The following is a 16,345-nucleotide window of genomic DNA, read 5'->3' on the forward strand; positions in this document are numbered from 1 at the left end:
ACTGTACGATACTATTATGTAGTCATGATAGATGCTATACTGACCGGAATGACCGGAAGAATAACAACTTTGAACAAGGTCGAACCTGTTCGTCCAGCCAAGCTGGAAACCGCACAGGAGAAGGCGCCCAAATCTGTTGACAGTGTTAGTCTGTCCGCAGAAGCTGTTGAGCTCTATAACAGTGAGAATGTCAGTAAAATTACTGAATCAGAAAACTATACCGAAAATGAAACAAATCCTGCTGAACTCACAAAAAGAGAGCAGCAGGAGATCTCAGTCAGAAAACAAAAGGACACCGGAAATACTATCCAGTATGGCATTAAAACATATATGCAGTCCGCAGCACCCGCAATAGGTTCCGCTGTTAACTTCGTTTCCTAATCATTCTGCTTTTTTCAAAATGAATTCAGTCTTTTGGCGAGTCTATAAGTTCTAAAAGCCCCATAACACTTTTTCTGTCAATTTCTAGAAATGTGCCCAAAGCTTTTACTGAAACCATCGCCTCAGTAACTGACTGATTCAACTCAACTATATCTTCAACCAGTGAGCCAGTGTAGCTCTCTGACGCTTCTGCCAGATTGATATTTGTATTTGTCAGATTATCTATACGGGCGTTGAGAGTTGATATTGAGGCCCCTGTCTCTGCTCTTTTCCCTACTACAGAAGAGATAGCACTGTCTATCGCCGACAAAGTCCCATCTGAGCCGAAATCAAGTCCATCAAGCCCCAAAGACGACAAACCGACATCACCTATTATCTGGTGAGAATTAAACTCAGACGACGAGGCAAAAGACTCTATCCCCTGCATGATGCTGTTTGCCTGACCAGCAATAAGCTCTTTATCTGATTCATTAAGTATAGGATTCCCCATACTCACAGCAAGATCCCTTAAATCCTGTAACATCCCGTTAACAGAGCTCAGTGCTCCGTCTCTGGTCTGCATATAACTTATCGAATCCTGTGCGTTTCTTGCCTGTTGGTAATTTTCATTATAAGCAGTGTTCAGCCTCACGAGCACAGCATTATCAACGGCATTGGATGTTGTCCCCGCTATTTTATCGGTGACTTTCTCCAGCGCATTTGCAGCTTTTTTCGTCGCTCTGTCCACACCAACAGACAGGGAGGTGTTTATTCTGTCTATCATAATTCAGTTCCGTTTTATTATATAAAGCGTTCTTGTGACCTCATTCTGACCACCAGAGGTACTGTCGTCGCTTATTACTATTTTAACACGATAAGAATTTTTTGCCAGTGTTGAAGAGCTGTTATGAAACCAAAGATACTCCCCCCGCTCTTTATCCCCTTCTGCATCAAGACCGAGACCGCCCGGCTCAACAGTTATTCTTATATCTGTATCCAGAAAGCCGTCAGCATCAGAAAGGAGCTTGAACTCATACTCAGGGACATCATCCGCCCCGAACTGCACAAAAGGCACTCCGCCTTTGCCGTAAATAGTATAATCGTATTCTTCGCCCTCTTCCACATCCGGCATATTCGTGTCGAGAAAATCAAGCTTTTCCGGTTCACAGCCGGCTTTTGTCCGAAGCTCAGGAAGTGTCATCCAGTCAACTATATCGTCATACTTCTCAACTCTGCTAAAATCTTCTGCGTAGTTGTCAACTTCGGCACCTTGCGGATAAACCTTTACTTCACCGGTATCTTCGTCCAGTGCTGTCTGTATATTCTTATTCAGCGAACCGCTGATGATCACAAAGGCAATATCATTAACAACAGTTCCACCGGAAACGCAGTCATCATCATCACAGAGACGAAGCTTATATTCGGTTCCCTTTGTCCCGCACACAGGACTATAGTCATTTATAATCCCCTTCTTTGCTTCAGGAATCCCCAGAGACGGGGCAGTGAGAAGCAGAAACTTCTTACTGTAGGCATCATTCGGATATGTAAGCTTGTTCTTAAGCTTGCTGTCACTGTCTCTGTTCGAATCACTGAAATCAAGCAGATACCCGTCCGATGCTGCCACACTTACAAGAACATTTCTGTTGGCTTCAATCATCTTCCGGGTTCTTTCAGCCCCGCCCTTATTAACAAACAACGTCAATATAGAAGATGCCGAAGCCAGCACCAGACCAAATATAATCAGAACAATTGCCATTTCCACAAGGGAAAAACCTTTAACCCCTTTAAACATGCAAAAGCTTACTATATTTCACACTTATAAAAAAGCGGAAAACTCTGTATACTCTGGCAGTACTATAAATACTTTTAACCACCTTACTGCCTGGATTAAAATGACATATACGAGGATTAGATTGAAGAGTGGATTCACAATCATCGAGCTGGCAATTGTCCTTCTTATCACAGGGGTACTGACTGCCGGCGGAATACGGATGATAAATGCAGGTCTTAACGTCAGCCGTTTCACTGCGACTAAAAATCAGGTCGAAGCTGTCATTAAAGAGATCAGCGAAAATGCCGCAACAGCGCACAAAATTCCGGCAAACATCACCGAACTTTCTGAAATAGTCTCTCCGATAACAGACGACTTCGGAAACAGCCTAATTTACATAGCAGATGATACATTATCATCAGACAGCATCTGCAATGCAGACAAAACTAATCTGCAAGTCAAAATATGCAGCGACCACCCATGCACATCATCCGAAATAATTGACAACGTGGCTTTCTTCGTAGCCAGTAACTCGCTAAACGGCTTAAAACAGATTGATGATTCAGCCAATATTATAAATTTATACAATGACTCCGTTACAGTAAACGGAAAAAGATATGACGACATTACAGGCTGGCTTACACTTGATTCTCTAAAAGGATTTGCAGCATGTGACAGCAGAAACTTAAGCATAATAGAAGACAAGCTTCCGCAGGTTCATACTATGTCAGATTATAATTACACCCTGCACCCAAAAGGTGGAAAGTCGCCGTATTTGTGGTGTGCCGAATCAACAGACGAAAGCATCCGTAAAAACTTTACCTTTGCAGGAGCAGACATCTATGATGCCGGAGAATGTGCCGGTAAACCCTACTCTGAAACCAGCATTCCGGAAATACGATCGTCCTACAACACAGACGAATATAGCGAAAGTATCTTCCCTGCCGGAACGAAACTGCAAGTCTACCTGAAAGACAACAGCGGAACAAAAACGGATAAGCTTTATGTACTCAGGATAGCAGAGGATTACCGTAAGCAGGAATATCTGCCCGGCGGTATGGAAGTTGTTCAGGGGGGAGAAATCAACGGGTTCGAAAGCTTTATGGATGAGCCGGACAAAAACGGAAACGGCAGCGATGACGATAAAACTGATTATTATATTGACCACGTTGAAAACGAGCTTAAACTTCTGCAAAACCACGACACAAACGCAGTAACAGCCTTTTACGGGTGCGGTTCAGATGATCATCCTGCTGTTGCATGTCCGAAGTTCGGCAACAACGGTCTTCTCAGTACATATTTCACTGTGGAATACAGCAAAAAGACTAATTCATGGCGCATTCCTATGGGGTTCACATTCGCAGTTATCCGCAGCAGATACGAACGTGAAAACGGCACATCATTCACCACCGAACGCGCAGCAGGGCAAACCCGAAGCGGACTGGGATACGGAGGAAGATGCCAAAGCTATGCAGACGGGATCCCTGGGGGAAACAGCTTTGCAGTGGAGTTTGACCTATATATGGACCGCTGTGAAAACGACATAAACAACAACCATATAGCCATAGACTCTTACGCTAAAATAAAAGACGACAACGGCAAATATTCCAGCTACGGAAATGTCGTTCATAAAACTTCTCACTCAGAAACACTGGACATATTTAATCAAGCATGTGTTAACTCAGGCTTAAGAGGTGCAGGGTGCTTTTATGACAAAAGCAAAGATGCAATACCGAATAATTACGGCACTAATGACGCAAACCTCTTCGGTGTGCGCATTGAAGCTGTTTCAGGGTGTAATGAGGACGGAACAGAGTGTAACCAAAAAACCGGTACAGAAAATCATATTTGTGTCTATATGTGGAAAGAGATGGTCGCCGATATGCGCCTTACCCCATCGCTGGAGGCAAGCATGACAGACGTAAGCAAATATTACGCCTATGATAAAGCAGTAAACGGTATTGAATACCCGATGGGAGAACCTGTCGTAATGGATTGTATAGAAGATGATACAACCAGCAGAAACACTCTTGATTACATCAGGTTCGGCTTCACAACCGGAACACTGCAAAAAGGGAATAACGACTTCTTCTTTAAATTCTCCGACTTCAAGGCAGTAATCAGCGAATATAATTAATCTTCAGCCGGCATTTCCTCTTCAGCAACATCATCAGCAGGCTCTTCAGGAGCTGCTTCTGCCACAGGTTTTCTTGTAACTTTACGGGCTTTGACTAAGAATGCGCTGTGGTTATATGTCCACATCTCCGGTCTGACAGAACGCCCGTCTATCTTCCATGGACGCTTGGTAAACTCAAATGTCTCTATCTCTTCAAATATACCGGAAGATTTAAGGTTTTCAACAAAAGTAACAGCCTGAAGTATCGTCGGCAGATAGCCAACTATTATCCCGCCGTTGCGGAGACCGGTCTCGCAGTGTGTCACAACATGCCATGGCTCCGGCAGGTCGAGTATTATACGGTCAAACTCACCGTCTATACCTTCGTAGACACTTCTGACCTCTATCTTATGGTTTTCAGCTTCTCCATAGAACTCCTGAATGAAGTCCGCAGCCTGTACCGCAAAGTCCTCTCTTATCTCATAGCTTATCAGCTCGCCTTTTCCGCCCATGGTGTTAAGTATCGCCATAGACATTGCACCCTGCCCCACACCGGACTCGAGCACACGCTGCCCTCCGCGGATATCACCCCACATAAGGATAGCGGCACTGTCTTTAGGATATATAATCTGTGCTTTGCGCTTGATGTTCATTACATAATCAGAATATGTTGGATAAAAAAACCTGTATCCAGGTCCTTTGGACGCATTAATGAAACATCCGTCCCCGCCCTCAACAATTGCACTGTGGTCAACATAACCGTACATGGCGGTAAACCTGCCCCCCTCTTTAAGCCTCAGAAGATGCCTCTTACCTTTCAATTCATCTACAGCAATACACAGCGAGCCGTATTCAAGTTTACTCATTTCATTTTCTCCAGCATTTTGCAGAATGAACAGGTTTCGAGAAAACTCTCCATACCACAGACTGCGCAATTGTACATTTCTGTTTTTTCTTCACTGTCCGCACGGAACCTGTCGGCAACTGTGCGGAAAAACTCATTATAAAAATAATGTTTTGTCCCCGGCATATCTGATTCCAGACTGTTAAGGACACCTTTATAAAGCATAGATGTCGCACCCACACTTTTAGGGCACTCATCTGTTATATAGTCTATTCCGTTCATAAAGGCAAAGGCGCCTACTTCCAGCTCTGTGAGCCTTATCAGCGGTTTCACCTTCCTTTTGATATAGTCCCCTTCCTCCGGAAGATTAGGATCCATCTTGCTCAGGTATGCGGGGTCCCACTTAAGTACATTACCCAGAAGTCTGGCAGACTCATCGTCAAGGTTATGCCCTGTGGCAACAACATCAAAATTATTCTCGTATGCCACTTTATTGAAATAATACCGCTTTGCAATACCGCATATAGAACAGGCATGACGCTTTACACTTTTCTCAAGCAGCGGTATAGGGTGCCCCAGCTCTGTCAGGTTGACAATAACAGCTTTCAGCCCGAACTTCTCTGTAAATGCTTCAACTTTTCTAAGAGATTTCTCAGAATATTCGCCAATGCCGAGATTTATATACATTCCGGTTGTTTCATAGCCCATCTTGTGGAGCAGATACCAGAGGACGAGACTATCCTTACCGCCGGAGATACAGACCATTATTTTATCAGAGAAATCAAACATCTTATATTCTTTGATGCCTTTCTCTACCTGCTTTATAAAAAACTCGTTGAAATGTTCCTTACAAAATGATGCATTATGTCTCCGGAGAGTAATCAGAGCCTTTTCACTGCATTTTCTGCACTTCATCCGCCGCTCACCACTGAAATGATGCGGATTTCGTCACCGTCATCTATTGTTATATCGGGAGTAAGGAGTTCATCCCCTTTCGCAACCAGAACCGCATTTTCGTTCAGTCCCAGTTCCTTAAGTATGTCTTTAACGCGTCTGCGCTTGCACTCTTTCACCTTTCCGTCAGGCATGTTGACAATAATCATTTTTATATACGCTCTTTCCCCATGAACATTTGTTTCGTGATAATTACTAGATGAATAAGGTGAGTTTGTCAATTTATTTAGAAATATCAGATATTCTTATGAGTGCCATCAGAAAACTTATCAGCATAGTAAAACTATATCCTTCACTATCAATCAAAATGAGTTAAACAGTTCATTCTTACCAGCAAATCGAAATCTAACCATTCGAAAGGTAAATACCTGATAAATTAATATAAAAAAACACTAAGATCCTTTCTTTATAGGGATATAAAATACCACATATTAACTTTATCCTTTATCAGCATTTTTCTCGCTTTTTTCTTCTTTTCTAATTTTTTACTTAACAAAAATCTTATAAAGTTATGCATCATGCCAGCATCAGCCTTATAAAACAACAATTGACATTTATCACTTTATATCTTATAAGAAAAAAGTTGGAGGTGGATTATGTGCCGAATAGGAGCTATCAAATCTAAAAATTACATTCACCCGTCCAAGGCCCTGACTCTCATGAGATCCATGCAGAAAGGACATGACAACTCCGGATTTGCAATGGTGATGCAGGACCTTGGAGGAAGATTTGCGAACTACAAAGAGCTGCCGATACTTTCAATGGCATGCACTGACCAGGGGACAAAAATCGCAGAAGACATCCTGCACGATGCCGGTTTCTCCCGTATCATGCAATGGAACCCGGACATTAACCCAGAGGAAGACCTCGATATTGAGCCGATGCCTGTGTATATCTTTCAGGTTTTACATTACCCTAAAAGCTATAAATACGCGCCGGCTGAAGAGAAAGAAGAGCTCCTCGTTGAAACAAGACTGAAAATAAGAAAAGCTCTTGAAGAGACTGGTGACGGATATGTCTATTCTTTCTGGCCTGATGTGCTCACTCTGAAAGAGATAGGCGACCCCACAGATATCGGAACTTATTTCAACCTGTGGCAGGAAGATGAAGACTTCACAGCAAAAATCATCACCGCCCAGTGCCGTCAAAACACAAACTACGACATCGTACGCTACGCTGCTCACCCGTTCTTCCTTCAGGGGTATACCGCCCTCGCAAACGGAGAGAACACCTTCTATGAAAAGAATAAAAATATACAGAAAAGCCTCTACAGCGGGTATATAGGGTTCGAATCCGACTCCCAGTGTTTTCTCTACACCCTGCACTATATCCACAAAAAGCTTAAATGGCCGCTCAGCTATTATAAGCACACCATAACCCCCCTGCCATTCGACGAAGCAGAGCAAAGGGAAGACAAAGAGATACTTAAAAGTATCCGTGCCGCTCTAGGCAACCTTGAGATCAACGGACCGAACACCATCATCGGTGTTCTCCCCGACGGAACACTTTTCAACACCTGCGACGCTAAGAAACTGCGTCCTGTTGTTATCGGGTGTACCGAAGACACTGCCGTTATTGCGTCAGAGGTAACAGGTCTGAACGAGATTCTGCCTGACAGAGACTGGTCAACAGACATATACACCAATGAACGTGAAACAGTAGTTATCACAAACGATCTGGAGGTGCAGAGATGGCAACAATGAAGGTAAACAAAATCTCCAGAGATGATCTGGACTGGAAGATATCATACAGACCTGACAGGTGTACACTGTGCGGCAAATGCGTTGCTGCCTGCCCTTTCAAAGCTATCGAAGCGGGCGTTGAAAAACGTAGAAAGGTAGTTAGCGACCACCTAACACCTGAACCTAAAGTCGAGTTTAAGACTATCCCTGTCATAAGACAGGTTGTTAACGAATATGAATTCTGCCGCGGATGCGGTATATGCGAAAGGGTCTGCCCGAATGAAGCGATAAACCCCGAGCGCAATCCTGACTCACGTTTCGGCGCAAAATACCGTGCTACAGTAGCAGATCCATACAAAAGAGGCGGACGGGCAAACCTTGAAACAAGTGTTCGCACACTGGACAAGATCAGAGTTGGACGAATCTCTCAGATGACAGACCCGTCACTGGACGCACTGCGCCACACATTCGACATGCTTGCCCCCTTCGGACGTGTACTCCCCGCAGGGGAAATGCCTTTCGAAATACAAAACGGCAAGCTCGTAATGAACGATGCCACACCAAAGGTAAACTGGATATACCCCATAGTCATAGGAGACATGTCGATAGGTGCTCTTTCATGGCGGATGTGGGAGGCTATGGCGATAGCTGTAGCGTATCTGAACGAAGAGTGCGGTATACCAATCCGCATGTGTTCAGGCGAAGGCGGTGTACCTTCCCGACTGCTGAAATCAAAATACCTTAAATACACTATCCTTCAGGTGGCTTCCGGTCACTTCGGATGGAACCGTATCATAAACGCTATGCCCGAAATGCAGGAACTTCCGGCCGGTGTACTCATAAAAATCGGTCAGGGTGCAAAACCGGGCGACGGCGGTCTTCTCCCTGCTAAAAAGGTTGCTCCGCACATTTCAGAAATCAGAGGCGTGCCGAAGGCTGACCTGCTTTCACCTCCTAACCATCAGGGGCTTTACTCCATCGAAGAAAGTGTTCAAAAGATGTTCCTCTCTTTCAATGCAGCGTTTAAATTCGAGGTTCCCGTGTCTATCAAGGTAGCCGCAAGCTCAACCTCTGTATCAGTTTATAACAACCTGCTCCGTGACCCTTACAATATCGTCGGCGGTTTCTTCCTTGACGGTATCAACGGCGGTACGGGCGCAGCAAATGAGATATCCCTCGACCACACAGGTCACCCTATCGTTTCCAAACTGCGTGACTGCTATAATGCGGCCGTTCATCAGGGGAAACAAGGTCAGATACCGCTTTGGGCGGCAGGTGGTCTTGGTCAGAACTGGAACCTCGCAGCGGACGCCTTTAAGATGATCGCACTCGGTGCGAACGGCGTCTTCACAGGTAAACTGATGCTTCAGCTTGCAGGCTGTGTAGGCAACGACCACGGGAAATGCAACGCATGCAACACCGGGCTCTGTCCTGTGGGCATATGCACACAAAACCCTTCTCTTGTTAAAAGGCTGGATATTGACAAAGTTGCTGAAGCGATAGTCAACTATTTCATCGCCACTGACTACGAGCTTAAAAAGATGCTCGCTCCTATCGGCAACAGCTCACTACCTGTGGGGCGTTCAGACTGCCTCATAGCAGAAGACAAGGCAGTTGCAGACAGACTGAACATCCAGTACAGCTGTTAAGGAGGGGAAAGATATGGCTAATAAAACAGTAAAAATAGACGGTATTATAGACGGAAAAAGGATCTCCACTCAAAAGCTCCTTCATAACATATACGACAAGCTGGACGAAGGGGTTACAGAGTTTGATGTAATCGCATCTGGTCAGCACAATATCGGCGGCTCACTCTGGAACGCTGATGGAAAGACACTTAAATTTAAAGTGAAAAATCCTGGTCAGCGTGTGGGCTCTATGGGTATGCACGGCACAGAAATAGAGATCGAAGGCTCCGCCCCTGCGGATGTGGGCTGGCTTAACGCTGGTGCAAACATCGTGCTCAAAGGTGACGGCGGCGACACAACTGCACACTGCGCGGCAACAGGCAATATTTATGTCGCAGGGCGCACGGGAACACGTTCCGGTGCGCTGATGAAAGACGATCCTAAATTCCCTGCCCCAGAGTTCTGGGTGCTGAAAAGTACAGGATCATTCAGCTTTGAATTTATGGGCGGAGGCATAGGCATAATCTGCGGTCTCGGCTGCGAAGAGCTTGATTCTGTCATGGGAGACAGAAGCTGCGTCGGCATGGTGGGCGGTACAGTTTACTTCAGAGGTAAAGCAAAAGGGCTCTCAAAAGATGTATGGGTTATGGATCTTGACGCCAGTGATAAAGAATTTCTCACTCAGGGTCTGCCTGTATTCCTTGAAAAGATAGATAAGAAAGACGCTCTTAAAACACTCGCAGACATGAGCCAGTGGAAAAAAGTTGTCGCCAAGACATACGAAGAGCGCAAGATGAAGTCCCTGATGTCCATCAATGATTTCCGCATGGAAAGATGGGTCGAGGGGGGGATATTCGGTGACCTGATAGAGGAAGATTATTATGTTGCCGAATATGTCGAGACAGATAAACTCAGGCTGAAATACCCGGAATGGCAAAATGCACACTATTCTGCACCGTGTGAGTTCAACTGCCCTATATTTATCCCCACACAAAAACGTATCGCACTGCTTCGGCAGAACAAGTTGCAGGAAGCACTTGAGCTTGTTTTAGACTACAGCCCTTTCCCTGCTTCTGTCTGCGGTCAGGTCTGCCCTAATCTTTGTCAGGATATATGTTCACGTAAGCATATAGATATCCCTGTGAAGATAAAAGAACTTGGTCAGCTCTCCAAACAGGTTATAGCTAAAGGCTTTGATGTTAAACAGAAAAAAGAGAAAATAGCAATCATAGGTTCCGGCGGTGCAGGTCTTACTGCCGCATGGCATCTGCGTAAAATGGGTTATCAGGTGGAGGTATTCGAGCAGGACAGCGTCATAGGCGGCAAACTGAAACAGGTTATACCAACAGAGCGTCTTGCTGCTGATATACTCAAAACTGAGATAAAAAGGATACTGGACACTGGTGTTGAAGTGCATACAGAAACACTTGTCGACAAAAATAAATTTAAAGAGATAACTGCAAGCTTCGACGCTGTTGTTGTCGCTGTGGGTGCACACGTTCCGGTTGTAATTCCATTTGAAGGGCATGAAAAACTGGTCAAAGGACTCGACTTCCTCAAAGAAGTAAACAAGGGACTCAAACCAGAAGTCGGCGAAAAAGTTGTAGTTATAGGTGCGGGTAACGCCGCAATGGATGTTGTTATCGGTGCTTACGAAATGGGCGCCAAAGAAGTTACAGCTATAGACATCCAGAAACCGGCAGCCTTTGAAAATGAAATAGAACACGCTAAAAAACTTGGCGCAAAAATACTCTGGCCACGCTATACGGAAAAAGTCACTGACGAAGGTGTTCTGCTTAAAGACGGCACAATGATCGAAGCTGATACTGTTATCATCTCTATCGGTGACAGACCTAACTTCGAGTTTCTCGACCGGAACTGGCTAAACGAAAAGGGACTTGTGAAGATGAACGAGTATCTCCAGTGCGAAGGCGACGAAAAAGTTTTCATCACTGGCGACGCTATCAAGCAAGGACTTTTCACACACGCTCTCGGTGACGGACGCAAAGCGGCTATCAACATAGACAGAATGATCTCAGGACGTAAACTAGACAACTTCGAGAAAGCTCCTGTCATCCCGCAGGACAAAATAAAAGATGAATATTATCACCCCCTGAACGCCACCCGTGTGGCTGAGATGGAAGCAGGCGATGAGACCACACGCTGCATGAGCTGCGGTTTCTGCCGTGACTGTTCCTTCTGCCTGGAAGTCTGCCCGGAACAGGCAATCACCAGAACAGAAAATCCAGACGGTACTTTCGAATATCTGTCCAACCCGTCAAAATGTATCGGGTGCGGAATATGCGCCGGTGTCTGCCCTTGCGGAGTATGGACAATGCACGAAATGGTTGACAAGCTTATGGAGTCCTAACGGGACGGCAGCAACACAGTGAAAGTCGTTTGTTAATCTTTCTGGCTCCACAAACCGCTTTTCTCTTCATCACGGGAAGCGAAGTAGCCATGACTTTTTTACAAATCAATAGCTAGATAATAAGCCCGCTCATCTGAGTGGGCTTTTGCTTTAATGGTTCTGTCACTCAAAATCTGCTGTTTATTCCAGCAAAGCACCTATTAATCCACAATGAAAACACATTTAAAGTTTAATTTTAAAATCATCTGGTAGAATTAATATATAAACAATCATTGAAATGAGGTTACTATTATGAGATCTTTAAGCCTAAAATTCAAAATCAGCTTCATTGCTGCTTTGGTTTTCGCATTCACTCTTATTGTTGTTATTTCATCAAGTTATTTTGGTTCTAAAAAAATCGTACAAAGGGGTGTTCAGAACCAATTTACAGCATATGCCGACGAAACAAGAAATTTCATCGACAGCTGGCTTGAAAGTAAAATACACGAAATGAACGTATCCGCTAATACAATTTTAGATAATATCTCTGATGAAGATAAGCTGATAAAACAGATGAAGCTAATCTCTGATGTCGGAAATTACGATTTGATATACCTTGGGATTGAAGCTGACGGGAAGTTTTTAGCAAGCACCCCTACCAGCCTGCCGGATAATTTTGACCCTAGAACCAGACCGTGGTATCAATCAGCAGTTGCTTCAGAAGATGTAATAATCACAAAACCTTATATAAATGCAAGTGACGGGGCAATGGTGATATCCTTTGCCAAAGCTGTCAAACAAGATGGTAACGTACTTGGGGTTGTTGCATGCGATCTGAATATTGAAAATCTTCGTAAAAACATACTCAATAAAATATACGGTGAAACAGGGTATACATTTATCACCAACAAATCAGGGCTTATTATCATACACCCTGATGAACAATTTATCCTGAAAAAGAATAAAAGAATATAAATGAACTGAACAATAATAACGATAAAATAACATCTTCATGGGAAAGCAGCAACCATGGTTCTCTCGCCTTTGGAGATGGTCAGGTGATTTATTACAGCAAGCTAACGAATAATGACTGGGTAATTAATGTCGCTTTTAATAACAATGAAGTATTTAAAGACATCAATGCCCTCCTGTGGCAGATGACACTTATAGCTGCCATATTCCTTTCTGTTGGAGTGACAGTTCTTGTAATTGTAATCAGAACATCTCTTAGACCGCTTGATAAACTTCTGGTAAGACTCAACGAAATAGCCCATGGAGAGGGCGACCTCACAAAAGAACTTGAGATAAACAGGACTGATGAGCTGGGGCAAGTCGCAGAACTTTTCAACACTTTCATCAGAAGCATTAAAAATGTACTGATAGAAGTCAGCAACTCTGCCAACAGTGTTTGCAGTTCGAGTGAAAACCTTACAAACAATGTGGATTCCATAGCAAGAGGTCTGGATGAACAGACTAATGAAACAGTCGATCTGGCATCGGCAGTGGAAGAAATGAATACAACAGTATCCCAGATCGCTCAGAACTCTGTAGAAACATCAACTCAGGCTAAAAACACAATGGTTAAGGCTAATGAAGGTTACAGCTCAGTTACCGAAACTATCAAAACTATGAACAGTATAGCCGATAGAGTCAAGCACTCCGCAAGCGTCATCGACAAGCTTGGAAAATCAACTGAAGATATAGGAGATATCATAAATGTTATCAATGACATAGCTGACCAAACAAACCTTCTTGCACTTAATGCTGCTATCGAAGCTGCAAGAGCCGGGGAAGCCGGAAGAGGATTCGCCGTCGTGGCAGATGAGGTTCGTAAACTTGCAGAAAGAACGCAATCAGCAACCGGAGAGATCGCAGAAATGATTAAAAACCTTCAGCATGAATCCGTCGAAGCAACAAGACAGATCAGCGGGGGTGTCGAAGAAGTTGCCAAAGGCACTAAAGTCGGTGATCAGACAGGAGTTAGACTCAAAGAGATACTTGAGTTTAACAATTTAACAACAGATATGATAAATCAAATTGCCACCGCCGCAGAGCAACAATCTATAGCGACTAATGAGATAAATAACAGTATCAACGAAATAACCAGCATAACTGAGTCCAATAACGACCAGCTTCAAGGTATTAACGAAGCTACTAAAGAGATGAACAAAGTTGCGGAAATTCTTAAAGAAAAAATAAGTCATTTCAAACTTCAGTAACATCAACATAGGTGCTGGAATATCCTTTCAGCACCTTTTTCAACCCTTTAGAATCTAACCACAAACATCTGCACCTCTTTGTCAGCCATCAGCATTAATAGAGATGATAAGTTCCTGCAAAACATCCTCAGCCCTGTCGTTAGGCAGCTGGCATGTCCCGGCATTCTTGTGACCGCCGCCGCCGTAGCGGAGCATCAGTTCACCGATATTAGTGTTAGAAGTTTTATTGAAGATTGATTTACCCGTAGCAAAAACAGTATTCTGCTTCTTCAGCCCCCACAGAACATGTATCGATATATTCTGCTCAGGGAAAAGTGCGTAAATCAAAAATCTGTTACCGGCATAAATAATCTCTTCTTCCCGCAGATCGAGCACAACAAGGTTTTTATGAATAACTGCGCATCTGTTAATTTGAGCAATACATTTCAGCTGCTGGTCATTATAAAGTTCCGTGCGTACTTTCACATCAGGGTCTTCCATGATTTTCTCAACAGGCTGATCTTTACAGAGATCAATAAGTTTCAACATAAGATCATAATTAGAAATACGGAAATCTTTGAACCTGCCAAGCCCTGTTCTGGCATCCATAAGGAAATTCATAAGGTTCCAGCCCGTGGGGTTAAGAACCTGATCCTGAGTAAAGTCAGCAGAATCTCCCCTGTCAACAGCTTGCATCATATCTTTGTTAATTGCGGAAAATCTTTTTTCCCCGCCGTAATAATTATAGACTACTCTTGCAGCAGATGGAGCATCCGGATCTATTATATGGTTTTCACGCTCTTCAACCCGTAAAGTTTCGCTAACGTGGTGGTCGAAGGCAATATGGGCGCTTTCAACATACGGGAGATTGGTTGTTATATCATTGTCTGAAATCTCAATAAGCCCGTCCTGCATATCTTTCGGGTGTACAAATTTAATCTCGTCAATAAGGTCAAGTTCTTTCAACAAAACTGCGCAGACAAGTCCGTCAAAATCGCTTCTGGTAACGAGCCTGAATTTGTTATCAGTCATCTGAAACTCCTGTATATCTTTTTGCCAGCAAATAATCTTCTCTTGTATTAATATTTATAAACGATTTTTTCTCACTTTCCGAGCAGAAAAGATGTTCATTGTTTAAGTATACCACATCCAAATCCTTTAATGCTTTCATAAGGCTGTACTCTTCTGCTGCCAGAGCTTTTTCAAAAGCCGGTATAACGTCTGTGCTGTAGCATGAATAAAGCGGGTGTACTTTACCTTCGATATCAGGGATAGCACAAAAATGCCCTTTAAGAGCCTTAAAAAGCTTTTTAACGTGCTCAGGGTTTGGAAAAGGCACATCGGCAGCAACAGTAAAAACAGGCGCATTAAAGTGCTTTAGAGCTGTCAGAATACCAACCATAGGACACTGAACAAAGTAATCATCTTCCAGACATTTTACTTCGAGAAAAGAATACTTACGGCAATCTTTTGCAACAACAATAATTTTATCTGCAATTTCGGACAATCTGTCCACAGAATGCTGGATGAGAGGCTTTCCATCGAATAATTCCAAAGTTTTATCAGCTTTAAACCGACGGCTCTGACCGCCCGCCATAACTGCGATATTTATGTTCATAATAAATTCCTGCTCAAGACGAACTTGCTTTTTGTAGAGTTTACACATAAATTTGATTTTACACAAACAGTATGGAGCAGATATGAAACCACTTGTATCATTTGTCGGAACTTCCGGCTGTGGAAAAACCACTCTCATTGAAAAAGTTATCACCGAACTCGTAAACAGAGGCTATAAAGTTTCCACCGTAAAACATGATGCCCATGATTTCCAAATGGATAAAGAAGGGAAAGATACATGGCGGCACAAAAATGCCGGAGCATCTGCAATTATCATTTCGAATAAAAACAAATTCGCTCTTATCAGTGATGTTGAAGAGGAAAAATCGATTTTTGAATTGGTAGCCATGCTTCCTGAAAACACAGATATCGTAGTTGCAGAGGGGTTTAAGCAGGAGCTCCAGCACAAAATTGAAGTGTACAGAAACGGGTTCTCTACAAAGCTTCAATGCAGGGATGACAATAAACTGATGGCAATCGCAACTGACTGCCCGAATGATCCAGAAGTTCAGGGTTTCCACCTGCTGGATCTCAACAATACCAATGAAATTGTTGATTTCATAATAAACAAACTAAATATATAATTTATAGATCCCTACAGGTAAACCCGTGTTCCTATTGCTTCGCACATACTTAACACACGAAGTTATAACTTTGTTGTCACAGTTGGAGCATATGCAAAATACGTCGCTGCGAATCCCGCAGGGCTGTGACAGTCTCTGGACTCGTTAGTTAATCCTGAGATTGCTTCGTCATTACATTCCTCGCAATGACTTATAAGCTCGAAAGCTGTGATTAGCTCATTCATCCACGCATAATAAACGG

16 protein-coding genes are annotated in these 16,345 nt (G+C 43.5%); 8 read left to right on the top strand and 8 right to left on the bottom strand.

Going from position 1 to position 16,345, the window contains the following annotated elements; translation table 11 throughout:
- Positions 1 to 24 precede the first annotated feature (24 nt).
- Complete coding sequence (locus tag DACET_RS08330; protein ID WP_013010937.1) at positions 25 to 381, top strand: hypothetical protein; 357 nt, start codon at positions 25 to 27, stop codon at positions 379 to 381.
- A gap of 25 nt (positions 382 to 406) precedes the next feature.
- Here DACET_RS08330 and DACET_RS08335 read toward each other — a convergent pair whose 3' ends face one another.
- Positions 407 to 1,144, bottom strand: coding sequence for a flagellin (locus tag DACET_RS08335; RefSeq protein WP_013010938.1), 738 nt, complete (start codon positions 1,142 to 1,144; stop codon positions 407 to 409).
- 3 nt (positions 1,145 to 1,147) lie between these two features.
- Positions 1,148 to 2,152, bottom strand: a complete 1,005-nt coding sequence (locus DACET_RS08340) for a type II secretion system protein (protein WP_013010939.1) — start codon at positions 2,150 to 2,152, stop codon at positions 1,148 to 1,150.
- A 121-nt stretch (positions 2,153 to 2,273) separates the two neighbouring features.
- Here DACET_RS08340 and DACET_RS08345 point away from each other — a divergent pair, with 121 nt between their 5' ends.
- Positions 2,274 to 4,268, top strand: coding sequence for a type II secretion system protein (locus DACET_RS08345; protein ID WP_013010940.1), 1,995 nt, complete (start codon positions 2,274 to 2,276; stop codon positions 4,266 to 4,268).
- Here the strand turns inward: DACET_RS08345 and DACET_RS08350 are convergent.
- The 3 genes from DACET_RS08350 to DACET_RS08360 are packed head-to-tail and all read right to left on the bottom strand — an operon-like array spanning position 4,265 to position 6,194.
- Positions 4,265 to 5,113 (bottom strand): tRNA (adenine-N1)-methyltransferase, encoded by an 849-nt coding sequence (locus DACET_RS08350; RefSeq protein WP_013010941.1) that lies wholly within the window; start codon positions 5,111 to 5,113, stop codon positions 4,265 to 4,267. The genes DACET_RS08345 and DACET_RS08350 overlap by 4 nt on opposite strands.
- Positions 5,110 to 6,006 (bottom strand): PP-loop family protein, encoded by an 897-nt coding sequence (locus DACET_RS08355; protein ID WP_013010942.1) that lies wholly within the window; start codon positions 6,004 to 6,006, stop codon positions 5,110 to 5,112. The genes DACET_RS08350 and DACET_RS08355 overlap by 4 nt, the downstream gene beginning before the upstream one ends.
- Positions 6,003 to 6,194 (bottom strand): MoaD/ThiS family protein, encoded by a 192-nt coding sequence (locus DACET_RS08360; protein ID WP_013010943.1) that lies wholly within the window; start codon positions 6,192 to 6,194, stop codon positions 6,003 to 6,005. Before DACET_RS08360 ends, DACET_RS08355 begins: the two co-directional genes overlap by 4 nt.
- A 447-nt stretch (positions 6,195 to 6,641) precedes the next feature.
- On the opposite strand from DACET_RS08360, the gene DACET_RS08365 reads away from it, so the two are divergent.
- The 5 genes from DACET_RS08365 to DACET_RS08385 all read left to right on the top strand — a co-directional run bounded on the left by DACET_RS08365 (position 6,642) and on the right by DACET_RS08385 (position 13,924).
- Positions 6,642 to 7,748 (top strand): class II glutamine amidotransferase domain-containing protein, encoded by a 1,107-nt coding sequence (locus DACET_RS08365; RefSeq protein WP_013010944.1) that lies wholly within the window; start codon positions 6,642 to 6,644, stop codon positions 7,746 to 7,748.
- Entirely contained in the window at positions 7,736 to 9,376 is a 1,641-nt protein-coding gene (locus tag DACET_RS08370; RefSeq protein WP_013010945.1) for a glutamate synthase-related protein, read from the top strand. The genes DACET_RS08365 and DACET_RS08370 overlap by 13 nt, the downstream gene beginning before the upstream one ends.
- A 13-nt stretch (positions 9,377 to 9,389) precedes the next feature.
- Positions 9,390 to 11,726 (top strand): FAD-dependent oxidoreductase, encoded by a 2,337-nt coding sequence (locus DACET_RS08375; protein WP_013010946.1) that lies wholly within the window; start codon positions 9,390 to 9,392, stop codon positions 11,724 to 11,726.
- Positions 11,727 to 12,017: 291 nt separating this feature from the next.
- Positions 12,018 to 12,680 (top strand): cache domain-containing protein, encoded by a 663-nt coding sequence (locus tag DACET_RS08380; protein WP_041229952.1) that lies wholly within the window; start codon positions 12,018 to 12,020, stop codon positions 12,678 to 12,680.
- Between the two features lie 83 nt (positions 12,681 to 12,763).
- Positions 12,764 to 13,924, top strand: coding sequence for a methyl-accepting chemotaxis protein (locus tag DACET_RS08385; protein WP_052293522.1), 1,161 nt, complete (start codon positions 12,764 to 12,766; stop codon positions 13,922 to 13,924).
- Positions 13,925 to 14,005: 81 nt separating this feature from the next.
- Here DACET_RS08385 and DACET_RS08390 read toward each other — a convergent pair whose 3' ends face one another.
- On the bottom strand, positions 14,006 to 14,935 hold the full coding sequence (locus DACET_RS08390) for a DHH family phosphoesterase (protein WP_013010947.1): 930 nt from the start codon (positions 14,933 to 14,935) through the stop codon (positions 14,006 to 14,008).
- A complete protein-coding gene (gene mobA, locus DACET_RS08395; RefSeq protein ID WP_013010948.1) occupies positions 14,928 to 15,521 on the bottom strand; it encodes a molybdenum cofactor guanylyltransferase in 594 nt (197 codons plus the stop codon). Before mobA ends, DACET_RS08390 begins: the two co-directional genes overlap by 8 nt.
- 82 nt (positions 15,522 to 15,603) lie before the next feature.
- Between mobA and mobB the strand changes: the two genes are divergently transcribed.
- Positions 15,604 to 16,104, top strand: a complete 501-nt coding sequence (gene mobB, locus DACET_RS08400; RefSeq protein ID WP_013010949.1) for a molybdopterin-guanine dinucleotide biosynthesis protein B — start codon at positions 15,604 to 15,606, stop codon at positions 16,102 to 16,104.
- Between the two features lie 62 nt (positions 16,105 to 16,166).
- Here mobB and DACET_RS16305 read toward each other — a convergent pair whose 3' ends face one another.
- A complete protein-coding gene (locus DACET_RS16305; protein ID WP_169304212.1) occupies positions 16,167 to 16,328 on the bottom strand; it encodes a hypothetical protein in 162 nt (53 codons plus the stop codon).
- Between the last annotated feature and the right edge of the window lie 17 nt (positions 16,329 to 16,345).

The organism is Denitrovibrio acetiphilus DSM 12809, assembly GCF_000025725.1.
Lineage (GTDB): Bacteria > Chrysiogenota > Deferribacteres > Deferribacterales > Geovibrionaceae > Denitrovibrio > Denitrovibrio acetiphilus.

What these genes read in the sequence shown, in the direction of transcription:
- mobA (WP_013010948.1), bottom strand. Translation starts at nt 15,521, where the DNA reads ATGAACATAAATATCGCAGTTATGGCGGGCGGTCAGAGCCGTCGGTTT.
- DACET_RS08380 (WP_041229952.1), top strand. Translation starts at nt 12,018, where the DNA reads ATGAGATCTTTAAGCCTAAAATTCAAAATCAGCTTCATTGCTGCTTTG.
- DACET_RS08365 (WP_013010944.1), top strand. Translation starts at nt 6,642, where the DNA reads ATGTGCCGAATAGGAGCTATCAAATCTAAAAATTACATTCACCCGTCC.
- DACET_RS16305 (WP_169304212.1), bottom strand. Translation starts at nt 16,328, where the DNA reads ATGAATGAGCTAATCACAGCTTTCGAGCTTATAAGTCATTGCGAGGAA.
- DACET_RS08390 (WP_013010947.1), bottom strand. Translation starts at nt 14,935, where the DNA reads ATGACTGATAACAAATTCAGGCTCGTTACCAGAAGCGATTTTGACGGA.
- DACET_RS08360 (WP_013010943.1), bottom strand. Translation starts at nt 6,194, where the DNA reads ATGATTATTGTCAACATGCCTGACGGAAAGGTGAAAGAGTGCAAGCGC.
- DACET_RS08350 (WP_013010941.1), bottom strand. Translation starts at nt 5,113, where the DNA reads ATGAGTAAACTTGAATACGGCTCGCTGTGTATTGCTGTAGATGAATTG.
- DACET_RS08370 (WP_013010945.1), top strand. Translation starts at nt 7,736, where the DNA reads ATGGCAACAATGAAGGTAAACAAAATCTCCAGAGATGATCTGGACTGG.
- DACET_RS08355 (WP_013010942.1), bottom strand. Translation starts at nt 6,006, where the DNA reads ATGAAGTGCAGAAAATGCAGTGAAAAGGCTCTGATTACTCTCCGGAGA.
- DACET_RS08340 (WP_013010939.1), bottom strand. Translation starts at nt 2,152, where the DNA reads ATGTTTAAAGGGGTTAAAGGTTTTTCCCTTGTGGAAATGGCAATTGTT.
- DACET_RS08330 (WP_013010937.1), top strand. Translation starts at nt 25, where the DNA reads ATGATAGATGCTATACTGACCGGAATGACCGGAAGAATAACAACTTTG.
- DACET_RS08375 (WP_013010946.1), top strand. Translation starts at nt 9,390, where the DNA reads ATGGCTAATAAAACAGTAAAAATAGACGGTATTATAGACGGAAAAAGG.
- DACET_RS08335 (WP_013010938.1), bottom strand. Translation starts at nt 1,144, where the DNA reads ATGATAGACAGAATAAACACCTCCCTGTCTGTTGGTGTGGACAGAGCG.
- mobB (WP_013010949.1), top strand. Translation starts at nt 15,604, where the DNA reads ATGAAACCACTTGTATCATTTGTCGGAACTTCCGGCTGTGGAAAAACC.